Origin of the sequence: Rheinheimera sp. (assembly GCF_020217005.1) — a bacterium.
Classification (GTDB): domain Bacteria; phylum Pseudomonadota; class Gammaproteobacteria; order Enterobacterales; family Alteromonadaceae; genus Pararheinheimera.
Genome location: NZ_JAIWOI010000314.1, coordinates 1 through 12,712, shown reverse-complemented (window position 1 = coordinate 12,712; position 12,712 = coordinate 1). Strand labels below are relative to the sequence as shown.

The following is a 12,712-nucleotide window of genomic DNA, read 5'->3' as shown; positions in this document are numbered from 1 at the left end:
AGACAGGCTAACACCGCAGTGCAATCGCCCAGCGACTCCCTTCGGGCGGGGCTAAAAGCGCTTTATGCCGCGTTAACTGTTGTCGCTTTAGAACCACTAAAGCTTCCAACAGCTGCCTTGCCTAAAGCGCTTTTTTCTCCCGCTGAATTCTGCATTTTGAAGTTACTTGGGTATACAAGCTTGCGTGTGTTTTTTATGCAACAAATAACTGAAATAACTGACGGTGCCTAATAACCAAACCGCCAGTATAGGGATCAGCCAATAGGCAGTCGCAATACCCACTTGCTGCGCTGCTAAACCTGTGCCCAAAGCTGCAGCCTGATAGCCTATTGAGCCACCGATATTGGCAAGACCAGAAAGTACAGGGCCATTATCGCTGTCCAGATCCATAGCCGCAGTGAGCATCAGCGGGAAAATAGCGCCTAAGCCTAAACCTAAAGCAAAGTTACCCAATTGCAATAAAGCAGGCACCGCAGTGATTTTCACTAGTACCGCGCCACAAAAGGCACAAAGCACCAGGATCATCAGTAACTGAGCGCTGGTAAACCAGCGTAAAAATAAGGAAAAACTTAACCTGCTTAACACCATACCTCCGGTAAAAAAGGCAAAAATTAACCGTGATTGCTCAGTGCTTAAAGCTAACCCTTGACTGGCATAGGTGACAAACCAGTTACCATGACCCCATTCCACAGCACCATAGCCAAACATCATTAAAGCCAAAGCAAAAAACACCGGTTTCTTCATCACCTGGCGATACGACAAACTGCCTTTGGCATGTGCCATATGAGCAGGACTTTGATGAGTGCGCCCCAAATACCAGGCGAATAAGGCGGTTCCAGCTAAAAACACCGCCAGAATACGTAAAGGCCAACGCCAGTCTTCAATACCCCAATACAAGACTACGACGTATAAAGGTGCCGCTAAGGTCCCTAAGCTAAACATAAAATCCATAAAACCCATCATACGGGCTCGTTTTTCAACATAAAGCCGCGCGATCAGGGTGTGGCCTATGGTAAAAAGGCCTGAGCAGGTTAAACCTAAAGTAAAGACAAAAAACAACAACAGAGGCCAGTACTGCACCAAAGATGCTCCAATAATCAGCACCACTAAAATCAGTAAAAGCACGGCAAACAAAGGCACAAATTCAAACTTTTGCACATACTTACCGCCTAAAAACGCGCCGGTAATAGAGCCCAAAGACAAACAGGCAAAAAACAATCCGCTGGCGGCTGGCGACATCTGTAACTGACCCATAATGTCAGGTAACAAAATACCCCACAAAATACTGAGCAAACCCAATAACATAAAACTTAAATACACCAGTACCGTCACTTGCCGCTGATACATGGGTTCTCCTTAAAATGAAGGCGTTAATACAAAAGGGTCTGCATCCAGATAAGCCGGAAACTTTTGTTTAAATTGTTGTAAAGCGTCTAAATCCAACTCGGCCATTAGCACTCCTGATTGACCAGCAGGTAGTTCAGTCTGGATCTGACCTAAATAATTAATCACCATACTGTCGCCACTGTAATTTAACGCATTGCCATCTGTACCAACCCGGTTACAGCCCAATACATAAGCCTGATTCTCTATTGCACGTGCCTGCAATAAAGTGCGCCAAACCTGACGTCGTGGTTGTGGCCAGTTCGCCACATAAATCAACACATCGTAATCCTGCTGATTACGGGCAAAAACCGGGAAACGTAAGTCGTAACAAACCTGCAAACAAAAACGGAAGCCAAGATAAGAGACAATTACCCGCTCAGACCCCGCCTGATAATGCTGCTGCTCTGCACCCATCCGAAACAGGTGTCGCTTGTCGTAACACTGCACTGCGCCATCCGGGGTCACAAACAACAATCTGTTAAAGATGTGCCCTTGCTCAGCAATAGCCGCAGAACCACAAATCGCGGCCCCTGTATGTTTAGCTTGTTGCTGCATCCATTGTACTGTAAGCCCTTCCATAGTTTCAGCAATACGCGTCGAATCCATGCTAAAACCTGTGTTAAACATCTCTGGCAACAGAAAGAGTTGTGCACCTTTATGTGTTTGGATCTGTTGCTCCAACGCGTTGCGATTGGCAGCACTATCCTGCCAAACCAGGTCGGACTGAATTAACGCAACACGGATAACTGACATAAAATCTCCGTCGCCACAGCCAATGTCTGCGGCTCTTTGGCAAAACAAAAACGAATTATACGCTGACTGGGGGGCTGGCGGTAAAACACCGACAAAGGAATAGCTGCAACTTTATGCTCCCTGGTCAGCCAGTGGCAAAAAGCCACATCATCCAAATCACTGAATGCACTATAGTCTGCCAGCTGAAAATAGCTGCCCCGGCAAGGCAATAAGGACCAGGCTGAAGCTGCTAACGCCTGGCGGAATTGATCACGTTTTTTTTGATAAAAAGCGGCTAGTTCACGCACTTGATCCGGTTGTTCCAGTAACAACTGAGCGATGGCATGTTGCGCCGGAGTAAAGCTGGAAAAAGTTACATACTGATGAATTTTCCGAAATTCGCTGGTCAGTTCAACAGAAGCGACCGCATAGCCAAGCTTCCAGCCTGTCACATGAAAGGTTTTTCCAAAAGACGACACTACGACTGTACGCTCTGCCAGTTCGGCATATTGATTAGCACTATGTCTGGGCTGTCCGTCAAACACCAAATGTTCATAAACTTCATCACTAATGCAATACAGACGATGTTTTAATACCAGCGCCTGCAGCGCCATCCAATCCTGGTGACTGAACACTGCACCAGTCGGATTGTGTGGACTGTTGACGATAATCAGCCGCGTTTTTTTGCTGATCTGTTTTTCCAGTTGAGTCCAATCCACCTGATACAAAGGTGGTAACAAAGGCACATGCACTGTAAAGCCACCAGCCAGTTCTACCGCAGGCTGGTAGCTGTCATAAGCAGGATCAAAAACTATCACTTCATCACCAGGCCGGACTAAAGCCTGAATAGCGACAAACAATGCTTCGGTGGCACCACTGGTCACAGTGACTTGCTGTTCAGGGCAAAGATCCCTTTGGTAACAACGCTTTACCAACACTGAAATTTGTTGCCGCAGCGCTAATACTCCAGGCATAGGCGCATATTGATTCCATCCATCGCGTGCTGATTCAGCTAATAATTCGATCAAGCGTGGATTGGACTGAAAGTCGGGAAAACCCTGAGATAAATTAATAGCCTGATGCTCTGCCGCTAATTGCGACATCTGACTGAATATAGTGGTACCTAAGGCGGGTAATTTACTTTGTAACTTCATAATTAAATCTCACAACCACGTAAAAACATTATAAAACTGGCTGGCTTGAATAACTAACGAATGCTATCATCCAGACAGTTTCACGTGTAGACGTCTAAACATCAAGATGAATCAAACTATTCAGGCTAATCAATTAAATCCTTATGCAATCCAGCTCTGTACTCTGGGCCGCTGGATAGCCCAACGTCAGTGGTCGCCTACAGGCAGTGGACTATTTTCGATCCGTACTTCTGAGCATAGCGCGCTTTTTACTGCCCACAGCAAAGATAAAAACGAGTTAAGTCCGGCGGATTTGATTTCACTCGACTGGCCAAGCCAAAAACAACCTGATACAGCTACAGCTATCCACCAGTTTTTGTATCAGTTTAACCCTCAGCACAAAGTGATACTGCAAGTTCAGGACCTGCAGGCTACGGTGTTTTCCCGCTTAATTAAAGCTGACCAACACCTTGTCGTTGGATATGAAATGCAACAGCAGGTGGCCGCCAGTTCAGCGCAACTCAGTTGCAGTCCGCTGGCTATTCTGGAGCCACAATCTACCGGGCTCATACTGCAGGAATTACACCAACGCTTTGATCGTGAAGTCTTACCTTATGCATTTTTAGTGCGTGGTCACGGCCTGTACGTCTGGGGGGATAGCATTGACAGCGCCAAACGCCATCTGGAGGCCTGGCAGTTTATGATTGCCTGCGAGTTAGAGCGAATTAAAGCAGACTGTCATTTTAATTCATAAAACAGCTATTATACTTGCCAGTATCCTTTTTGCAGGCATCAACGCACCATGTTGGTGCATAGATGACCAGTGTCGGTTCAGCCTGCAGATTAGATAATAAAAAAAACCTTTATAATCAACACAATGAACTTATGGTTCCATTTTTGCTTAAGTTCAGCGTCCTTGGTAACAATTGTGAATTCTTATGGCCATACATAGTTCGATGCGCGGCCTACGCTGTTTTTGTGTCGCCGCCGACTGTTTAAGTTTTAAAGAAACTGCCCGCCAGTTGTATCTGACGCCTTCAGCCGTCAGTCATCAAATTAAACAATTGGAATCAGAGCTGGGACTGGACCTGTTCATACGTCAAACCCGATCAGTTGAGCTGACTGCTCAGGGCAAAGCCTTTTATCAGGCGTTATTGCCACTAATGCGTGAATTGGAACAAACCTTACGAACTTTTAGCCTGCAAAAAAATCCTACAGAAATCAGTATTTCAATGCCGGAATTTTTTGCCAGTGAACTGTTTGTACCCAAACTTGTTGGCTGGTCAGAACAACATCCTGATATCAACCTGAAAGTTGAGACAATCAAATCCCGACAAGACCCGGCAAAACATACTGACCTACAGATTTTATTGGCCAGCAGTAAGCCTACCGACAAAATTGCCTACGAATTATTTCCTATCAGCTATGTACCAGCCTGTAACCCGGCTTTGTACCAGCAACTGGATGGACTTGGTTTTGAAGCCTTAACCAAAGTACCTTGCCTGGTGCATCAGGCCAGACCCTGGTCCTGGCATCAATGGGCGGAGCAGCTGGAAATGGAAAGCTTTACTCCAAAACAAGTAATACAGCTCGATAGTATGTTCAGCGTGGCCAGGGCCGCCCAACAGGGACTGGGTATAGCACTGGTGCCTTGGCCTATCAGCCACTCCTGGTTTGCCAGTGGCAGTTTAAAGCGCCTGTTCAGTGAAGAACTTGAAAGCCGCGATAAATATTATTTGGTACAACATGAAACAGATCCAAACAAACCACAAATTCAACTGCTGGTAAATTGGATATTACAGAGCTTTCAGCGCGCTTTTTAACGCTCTTGCATTCTGTTCACTGTGCCAGCTTTGGTCTGCATCTCACCTACAGGGACGTAGGTTTCAGTCAATATCACCCCTCTCCATTTCGCGCCGGATCAGCTCCAGATGACATTCTTTAGCGCCAAATGAATGAATTTTTCTCACTTATCGGTTGGATTTATATCCTTTGTCAGTTCGTTATTAACTTTCTAAAGTATGCACAGTGCAGTGAATAACCTGCACTTTGAAATGAAATTATTGAAGAGTACTGGAGAGTAAATTATGAAAGCGACATCCCTTAGCTTTGGCAAAAAAGTAGCAGTGATGCTGTTGGCCTCAAGTTCTTTTGTCGCCAGCGCTGCCACCAGCGGATTTAAAATGGTATTGATCGAAGATACCCCCGGCGTGAGCAAAATTAAAGCAGGTCTGTATCAGGATGGTGTTGCGGAAGCAACAGCAGCGACAGACAAACAAGCAGACTCATTCAGTAAAAACATGAGCTTATGTGTGGCTTACACCCACATGGCGGAATTTAAACAGGCAGAGCAAGCATGCAGTTCAGCCATTTATGCCGCCCGTCGTGCCGAAAGCTCTGACAGTAGCTACAAACGTGAAATGCGCTCCTTTGCATACACTAACCGTGGTGTCGCCCGTTTGATGGGGCAAGATCCTGTTGCAGCTTTAGCTGATTTTCAACAGGCCACTACGCTGGAGCAAAGTGAAATTAACAAACACAACCTGGCTCTTTTAAATGAAAAGTTAAAAGCTGCTAGCCCTGTGTACACAGCGTCAACGTTAAAAGTGACGGATTGAAAAGGTATTGTCATCTAACATCGCTATTCTGGGCCCTACTAGCGTAAAGGCCCGGATATAGTGAAAGGAGACTGGTATGTCATTCCATATTCCGCAAGATCATGACGTTCATCATCATTGGTTGAACTGGTTGTTGCAGCACTGGTCGTTTTACCGGCAGATTTCGGTAAGCCAGTGGGATGTTGATGACGAAGATTTTCAGCAGTAATAAGATCTTGTTGTAGTGATGCCTGGCTTCCCCGGCCAAAGCATACAACTAAGATCTGAACTCACTGTGAGCAGACAAATCGCCTCCCCCCTGTCAGATTTGTCTGCTTTTTTCTTTCCCCCGTCGTACTTGCAGCCATAGCGTTGTTGACTGCGTGCTTTCGCCCAAGTCGCATAGTGGACTATGCTCCCTGGGACTCAATCCCTTGTCGCCTTGCTCTGACCGCAATTACTTAGGGGGCTTTCCCGCCGACTTGCAGCCATAGCGTCGTTGACTGCGTGCTTTCGCCCAAGTCGCATAGTGGACGCCAGACGAGCGGAGATAAACCCGCGTCCCAACATTTGTTGCTAAAACAAACTGTGGTTTCAGCGACCAACACTTGGCTATAGTTTTTCCTTATTTAGCTGTCATAATATGCCCAACTTAAGTTAGTCAGAGATATTCCTATGCGCGTTTGTGGTGTTGAAATGAAAGGCAGTGAAGCCATTTTGTGTTTATTGGCTATAGATAGCGGCCTGTTTGATATTCCGGATTGCCGCACTGTACGTTTGCCGCTGTTAAAAGATCAGGACAGCGAGCAGATGAAGAAATTTCAGTTCATTTTCGCCAAGCTGGCTGAAGATTACAAAATCGACACTTTTGTTATTCGTGAACGGCCACAAAAAGGCAAGTTTGCCGGCGGTGCTGTTGGTTTTAAGATGGAGGCTGCATTGCAATTATTGCCTAATGTGAAAACCGAAATCCTAACCAGCGCTTTTATTAAAGAGCAGTTATCGCGTCACCCTGTACCTATCGACTTTAAAGAGACAGGCTTAAAAGGTTTTCAGGAAACTGCTTTTATCACCGCCTACGCTTACTTGGCAAAGTAATACCCGTCATCCTTGAAGCTGCAGTTTTGTTGACTGCGCTCCTTCGCCCCAGTCACATAGAGGTCTATGTTCCTGGGGTCTCACTCCCTTGTCGCCTCACTGCAACCCCAATGATTTAGGGTATTAGGCTGATTCTTTGGCCTTTGAGCTTTAGCCCTTATGTTTTAAAAGGTAAGCTTTTAAATCCTGCTTTACTTCCGGCAATAACAAATACAAAGCCAGAATATTTGGCACCGCCATTAAAAAGATCATGGAGTCGATAAAATCAAACACCGCCAGCATATTAGGCACAGCGCCGATTGCCACTACGGTACAAAACAGCACTTTAAAACTACGCTGAGTAAAATCGCTGTGACCGAACAAGTAAGTCCAGGACTTTAAGCCGTAAAATGACCAACTGACCACTGTGGAATAGCCAAACAGCAATAGCGCTACCATCAGCACCAACGGGAACCAATCGAATACCGAACCAAAAGCCGCAGAGGTCATTTGCACCCCATCTAAACCTGGCTGCAGATAAACACCGCTCACCACTATGACTAAGGCGGATATAGTACAAATGACGACTGTGTCGATAAAAGGCTCCAGCAAACCCACAAAACCTTCAGACACAGGATCTTTAGTCCGGGCCGCCGAATGCGCTATAGGCGATGAACCAATACCGGCTTCGTTAGAATAAGCAGCGCGGCGAAAGCCTTGAATAATCACACCGATCACACCACCATAAGCAGCTTCAGGTGCAAAGGCGCTTTGTAATATGGTCCAGATGGCCGCCGGAATAGCGTCGAAATGCATAGCCAAAAATACAAAAGCGGCCGATAAATAAATGGCGCACATCAGAGGCACTAACTTACTGGTAACCCGGGCAATACTTTGAATACCACCTACTATCACCAGGCCCACTAAAAACGAATAGACCAGGCCAAATACCCAGGCGTTATCAAAACCTGTCACCAGTTTGACCTGAGAAAAGCCCTGATTCACATGGACAAAACCAGCAGAGCCAAACACACAGGCAATAGCAAAAAAGGCCGCTAAAAAGCTGCCCAGCCGTGGCAAACCATATTTATCCAAAGCGGCTTTGATGTAGTACATAGGGCCACCCGAAGTGCTGCCATCAGCATTGTATACTCTGTATTTCACCGCCAGGGTGCATTCAACAAACTTGGTGGTCATGCCTAAAAAGCCAGCCACTATCATCCAGAACGTAGCACCAGGCCCACCCAAAGCAATGGCGACAGCCACACCGGCAATATTGCCTGTGCCCACAGTGCCGGATAAAGCCGCCGACAACGCCTGAAACTGAGTGATATCGCCTTTGTCGGTTTTATCGGCGTAATCGCCACGCACCACCCGTATCGCATGGCGAAAACCTCGGATATTGATAAAGCCTAAATAACAGGTAAAGACAATGGCGCCCAATACCAGCCACAGCACTGTGACAGGCAAAGCTGCGCCGTTAATCGGTATGGCATAAAACACGACAGAGGCAATGGCGGAACTGAGCCACTCAAAGGCCTGCTGAAAACTAAAATCGGACATAGACACGCACCTTGGTATTTTTATTTTCACCGCCTGTTCTATATACCCAGGCAACTTGAAATTGCGGCGAGGCGACAAGCCTGTGAGACCCCAGGAGCATAGTTAACCTATGTGACTGAGGCGAAATGGCGTAGTCAACAAAGCTGCAGCTTCAAGGGCGACGGGTATACTTCCAGACGGCTATTTTTATAGAAGGCTATCTTCAGCGTAGAACAGAGCCAAAGCAAGCTTTTTTATCCTTGCTAAGCGTCCTGTCACCGAATTGCCATCAGTTTCCAGCTTTGTTGTCATATTGAGCTGGCAGGATCTGCCCCAATCCACTGCTGTTGGGGCTTACAAATGAAGTTAAACTGGCTTGTGTCGCTTGTATTGCTATTGCCACTGAGCCTGAAGGCTGAACCTAAAGTCGTATTAGTCAGCATAGACGGCGTGCGTTGGCAGGAAGTTTTTGCCGGAGTTGATCCCACCCTTTATCAACAATCGCAGTGGGTGAAAACACCGGAACTGATCCGGGCATTTAAACCGGCCCAGCCTGAGCTTTTAATGCCCTTTTTGCATAACACAGTGAAGCAGCAAGGCATTACTGTCGGCGACCGCAGTCAGGGATCAGCCATTAATGTCAGCAACCCCTACCAGATTTCTTACCCTGGTTATCAGGAACTGCTGGCCGGATTTTCTGACCCGACTATTCACAGCAATAACAAAATAGCCAACCCTAATGTGACCGTGCTGGAATGGTTAAACCAACAGCCACAACTGCAGCATAAAGTCGCGGCTTTTGGCTCCTGGGATCTGTTTCCTTATATCTTAAATACCAAGCGTTCCGGCCTGACGGTGAATGCCGGTTTTATGCAGGAACAAGGAAAACTCAGCGAAAAACAACAGTATTTGAATCAGTTGCAGGCCAAAACACCCAGTCCTTTTGCATCAGTGCGACTGGATGTATTTACTCAGGAATTTGCGCTGGAGCATATGCGCCTGCATAAACCTAAATTGCTCTATATAGCCCTGGGTGAAGCCGACGATTTTGCCCATATGGGTCAATACGACCAGTACCTGGCAGCGATTCATCGCAGCGACCAGTTTATTGCCGACTTATGGCAGGAATTACAAAACGACCCTTATTACCGTGACCAAACCACATTGCTAATCAGCACCGATCATGGCCGTGGAGAAGCTGCGCAGTGGCGCTCTCATGGCAAAAGTTCAGTCGTACCTGGTTACAAAGGGCCAGTACCGCAAATAGCCGGTTCAGAACAAATTTGGCTGGCTGCTATAGGCCCTGGCATTCCGGCGGCAGGTTTAATCCGCACCAATGGAAGCTGGCAACAAGGACAGATGGCAGCCACAATGGCCGCCGTTTTGGGTTTTGATTATCAGGCTGCTCAACCTAAAGCTGCGCACCCCTTTGATTTTAGCGCCTCAGCTCGCCTGGCATTATTTGGTACAACTCCAGTGGCAGGCCGTCAGGGTCTTTAAAAAAGGTGTAAGAGCGCTCTGTATAAGGGTCGATCCGCACTGGCTCTACTGCAACACCATGCTGCTCTAAATGTGCCACCATCTGCGCCACATCCAGCACCTGAAAAGCCAAATGGCGTAAGCCCTGAGCTTCAGGAGTGCTGGGGCGAGGCGGTGGATTGGGAAAAGAAAACAACTCGAGTTGACTCCCATCAGGCAGTTGTAAATCCAGCTTGTAAGACAAACGTTCGGCCCTGTAATGTTCAGCCAGAACTTTTAAGCCCAGAATTTCAGTGTAGAAGTGTTTTGAGCGCTGATAATCACTGCAAATCAGCGCCACATGATGAATACCGGCTAACATAGCAACAACCCTTGGCAACTAGTAATACGCCTAGTGTGCCAGTTGCAACTAAACCCAGCCAGCTATAACCCAAAGTAATTGGGGCTGCAGCGAGGTGGCAAGCGAATGAGTCCGCAATCACATAGACACGCTATGTGATTAGGGCGAGAGAACGCAGCCAACAAAGCTGCGGCTCCAAGGACGAAGGGTTTAAAACTTTGATAAAAACTCAGAACGAGTTGCTGGGTCGGTTTTAAAAGCACCACCCAAAGCCATAGTCTTAGTGCTGGAACTGGTATCCATCACACCACGGGACTTCACACAATAATGCACAGCATCGATGCTGACCGCCACGTCTTTAACACCCAGTAAGGCCTGCAAAGACACCTGAATTTGCTGAGTTAAACGCTCCTGCACTTGAGGGCGCTGGGCAAAAAACTTCACAATCCGATTCAGTTTCGACAAGCCAATAATTTTCTGGCCCGGTATATAAGCCACAGTGGCAGTGCCATCTATAGTGACAAAATGATGCTCACAAGTGCTGGTAAAGCTGATGTTCTGCACCTTGACCATTTCGTCAGCACGCATTTTATTGTCAATCATCGAAATTTTCGGAAAGGTGCTGTAATCCAAACCTGAAAACACTTCGTCTATATACATTTTGGCAATACGGGCCGGAGTTTCCGCCAGACTATCGTCTGTTAAATCCAGGCCAAGGGTGTGCACCACTTGGGTCATCAATTCAGTTAAACGCTGTTTCTTCTGCTCATTGGACAAACCATTGTCCAGCATAGGAGTTTCCAGCCCGGCAGCTTCCAGAGCGCCGCGTACCACTAAAGCAGATTCAGTTAACATAAAAGCTCTCGCCGCTTGTGATCAATAGACCTTGTTATACGCAGACCACAGCGAATTGGTTTAGTTTGGTGAATAGGTTGTTAAGGCAAATTTTAGAGTGACTGCGGTAATAGCCTGAAAGTAAGAGTGGCCCACGGAGCTTAGACTCACACGGCGCGGTCAACTACAACGCAGACACGCCGTAAATACATCCATGTAGGCTCCTGTTCGCCCCCGGGGTTTTGCAGAGCAAAACCCGTTCAGTCGGCAGCAAGTCAGATTGCTGACTTGCTGAAATCCCGCCTTCACCCATGCTGGACAGGGTCTGCTAACGCAGTTGCCCGGCCTGTTCCTGAGATCGTCTGTATTGTCACTTTGTGCCAAATTAATTTCTATGCTGACCCTTTAAACTTTACTTCTCCCTCAGCCGTTCAAGAACTGCCAGTGCAGCAAGATAGTCTCTGTCCAATTTGTCCGACTTAATCAAGTCATGTTCTGGATAAAGCTTTTGGTATGCACTTAACAAACCACTGGAATTTAGATTCATGCTTTCTAACTGACACTTTATAAGACCAAAATCTTCAATACTTAGCGCTTCTTGAATCAGCTCTTCAAGATAACGCCAGTCACTTCCTAATTCACAAAAAAACGATATCAATATAGCGGTATGTTCCACGGAACTTTCTTTTGCTATATCCATAATCAATCTCTGGCATGCAAATTTTGCTTGTATTACATGGAGATCCGAATCCCTTCCGCTAACACTGATTCGACGAAGCATAAGCATAATATCGCCAAGTGCTTGTACCTTTAGAGATGGAATCCATTGGAGGACATCATCACAAAATTGATCAGATACTAAATAGCGAACAAAGTTATTATTCAAAGGTAACTGTGTTGAATGCTGAAGTGTGACATCAATAGTTTGCATAAGGGGATGGGATAAGCCTATCTCTGGAACCCACAAAAACTTAGAAATTATTCTTTGTGGCAGCTTGAAATCTTGAGTTGAGTTAAAAAACATACGGACACCGTAGCGACTTAGCGTGTCCAGCCAAACATCAAGGTTTCCTTCGCTGACATTAGTAATTAAAGTATCAACAGCATCTAAGTGACCATCAGCTATCTCTTTGAATAACGAGTATGCGGCCAAGTGGCTAAAATATTCACCGAAAATAGCGCCGCGTAACATTAACTTTTTGCGGTCAGGATTGATTACGGAGAGACTACTGAGCTTAAAATTCAAATTTACTGTAAGTGAGATGTCAGTCTTAGTTTTTCCTCCTTTCCCTTTATTCTCCAGGTCAGATGAAGCTTGTCGCAAGCGAACAATCGATTCATCCAATAAGTTAAGAAACTTAAAAATTTCAATTAAAAATTCTTTCTGAAAATCAGTCACTTGTGGCATATGCTTATCTAAGATCGTCGCAAGTGTAACTTCACCACCATCTGCGCTAATAAGATTGAGCAGCTCAAATATTTCGGGGCGTTCGTTTTTGAGTGCGTACATAAGTATCAGCTCGTGGGGGTAAACTTCTCCTGCAAGTCGTCTTTCGCCATCGTTATTTCCCCAAGCTTGTTTAACCATTTGT

Annotated in this window: 13 protein-coding genes; 6 read left to right on the top strand and 7 right to left on the bottom strand. The window is 46.3% G+C overall.

The genetic code is table 11. The features are described from left to right. Positions 1-162 precede the first annotated feature (162 nt). The 3 genes from LDL40_RS15340 to LDL40_RS15330 are packed head-to-tail and all read right to left on the bottom strand — an operon-like array spanning position 163 to position 3,272. Entirely contained in the window at positions 163-1,347 is a 1,185-nt protein-coding gene (locus tag LDL40_RS15340; RefSeq protein ID WP_300996311.1) for a sugar MFS transporter, read from the bottom strand. A gap of 9 nt (positions 1,348-1,356) precedes the next feature. Next, a complete protein-coding gene (locus tag LDL40_RS15335; protein ID WP_300996310.1) occupies positions 1,357-2,139 on the bottom strand; it encodes an amidohydrolase in 783 nt (260 codons plus the stop codon). Then, complete coding sequence (locus tag LDL40_RS15330) at positions 2,115-3,272, bottom strand: methionine aminotransferase (RefSeq protein WP_300996309.1); 1,158 nt, start codon at positions 3,270-3,272, stop codon at positions 2,115-2,117. Before LDL40_RS15330 ends, LDL40_RS15335 begins: the two co-directional genes overlap by 25 nt. Before the next feature lie 106 nt (positions 3,273-3,378). Here LDL40_RS15330 and LDL40_RS15325 point away from each other — a divergent pair, with 106 nt between their 5' ends. The 5 genes from LDL40_RS15325 to LDL40_RS15305 all read left to right on the top strand — a co-directional run bounded on the left by LDL40_RS15325 (position 3,379) and on the right by LDL40_RS15305 (position 6,946). Next, positions 3,379-4,005, top strand: coding sequence for a class II aldolase/adducin family protein (locus tag LDL40_RS15325; RefSeq protein ID WP_300996308.1), 627 nt, complete (start codon positions 3,379-3,381; stop codon positions 4,003-4,005). Positions 4,006-4,189: 184 nt separating this feature from the next. Beyond that, complete coding sequence (locus LDL40_RS15320; protein ID WP_300996307.1) at positions 4,190-5,074, top strand: LysR family transcriptional regulator; 885 nt, start codon at positions 4,190-4,192, stop codon at positions 5,072-5,074. Between the two features lie 264 nt (positions 5,075-5,338). After that, a complete protein-coding gene (locus tag LDL40_RS15315; RefSeq protein WP_300996305.1) occupies positions 5,339-5,869 on the top strand; it encodes a hypothetical protein in 531 nt (176 codons plus the stop codon). A gap of 76 nt (positions 5,870-5,945) precedes the next feature. Next, positions 5,946-6,077, top strand: coding sequence for a hypothetical protein (locus LDL40_RS15310; protein WP_300996304.1), 132 nt, complete (start codon positions 5,946-5,948; stop codon positions 6,075-6,077). 446 nt (positions 6,078-6,523) lie between these two features. Further along, complete coding sequence (locus tag LDL40_RS15305; protein ID WP_300996303.1) at positions 6,524-6,946, top strand: DUF3010 family protein; 423 nt, start codon at positions 6,524-6,526, stop codon at positions 6,944-6,946. 150 nt (positions 6,947-7,096) lie between these two features. On the opposite strand, the gene LDL40_RS15300 is transcribed toward LDL40_RS15305, so the two are convergent. Beyond that, positions 7,097-8,488 (bottom strand): sodium:alanine symporter family protein, encoded by a 1,392-nt coding sequence (locus LDL40_RS15300; RefSeq protein ID WP_300996302.1) that lies wholly within the window; start codon positions 8,486-8,488, stop codon positions 7,097-7,099. A 339-nt stretch (positions 8,489-8,827) separates the two neighbouring features. Between LDL40_RS15300 and LDL40_RS15295 the strand changes: the two genes are divergently transcribed. Further along, positions 8,828-9,967: an alkaline phosphatase family protein gene (locus LDL40_RS15295; RefSeq protein WP_300996301.1), complete on the top strand. Its 1,140-nt coding sequence runs from the start codon at positions 8,828-8,830 to the stop codon at positions 9,965-9,967. Here LDL40_RS15295 and LDL40_RS15290 read toward each other — a convergent pair. The 3 genes from LDL40_RS15290 to LDL40_RS15280 form a co-directional block, all read right to left on the bottom strand. Beyond that, positions 9,903-10,307 (bottom strand): VOC family protein, encoded by a 405-nt coding sequence (locus LDL40_RS15290; RefSeq protein ID WP_300996299.1) that lies wholly within the window; start codon positions 10,305-10,307, stop codon positions 9,903-9,905. The two genes, LDL40_RS15295 and LDL40_RS15290, sit on opposite strands and share 65 nt — an antisense overlap. 189 nt (positions 10,308-10,496) lie before the next feature. Further along, entirely contained in the window at positions 10,497-11,141 is a 645-nt protein-coding gene (folE, locus tag LDL40_RS15285) for a GTP cyclohydrolase I FolE (protein ID WP_300996297.1), read from the bottom strand. 391 nt (positions 11,142-11,532) lie between these two features. Further along, positions 11,533-12,712 (bottom strand): hypothetical protein (locus tag LDL40_RS15280; protein ID WP_300996296.1); only part of this gene is annotated, 1,180 nt, incomplete at its 5' end.

Coding starts and splice junctions, on each gene's coding strand:
- LDL40_RS15290 (WP_300996299.1), bottom strand. CDS start 10,307: ATGTTAGCCGGTATTCATCATGTGGCGCTGATTTGCAGTGATTATCAG.
- LDL40_RS15315 (WP_300996305.1), top strand. CDS start 5,339: ATGAAAGCGACATCCCTTAGCTTTGGCAAAAAAGTAGCAGTGATGCTG.
- folE (WP_300996297.1), bottom strand. CDS start 11,141: ATGTTAACTGAATCTGCTTTAGTGGTACGCGGCGCTCTGGAAGCTGCC.
- LDL40_RS15325 (WP_300996308.1), top strand. CDS start 3,379: ATGAATCAAACTATTCAGGCTAATCAATTAAATCCTTATGCAATCCAG.
- LDL40_RS15295 (WP_300996301.1), top strand. CDS start 8,828: ATGAAGTTAAACTGGCTTGTGTCGCTTGTATTGCTATTGCCACTGAGC.
- LDL40_RS15310 (WP_300996304.1), top strand. CDS start 5,946: ATGTCATTCCATATTCCGCAAGATCATGACGTTCATCATCATTGGTTG.
- LDL40_RS15300 (WP_300996302.1), bottom strand. CDS start 8,488: ATGTCCGATTTTAGTTTTCAGCAGGCCTTTGAGTGGCTCAGTTCCGCC.
- LDL40_RS15320 (WP_300996307.1), top strand. CDS start 4,190: ATGGCCATACATAGTTCGATGCGCGGCCTACGCTGTTTTTGTGTCGCC.
- LDL40_RS15330 (WP_300996309.1), bottom strand. CDS start 3,272: ATGAAGTTACAAAGTAAATTACCCGCCTTAGGTACCACTATATTCAGT.
- LDL40_RS15305 (WP_300996303.1), top strand. CDS start 6,524: ATGCGCGTTTGTGGTGTTGAAATGAAAGGCAGTGAAGCCATTTTGTGT.
- LDL40_RS15335 (WP_300996310.1), bottom strand. CDS start 2,139: ATGTCAGTTATCCGTGTTGCGTTAATTCAGTCCGACCTGGTTTGGCAG.
- LDL40_RS15340 (WP_300996311.1), bottom strand. CDS start 1,347: ATGTATCAGCGGCAAGTGACGGTACTGGTGTATTTAAGTTTTATGTTA.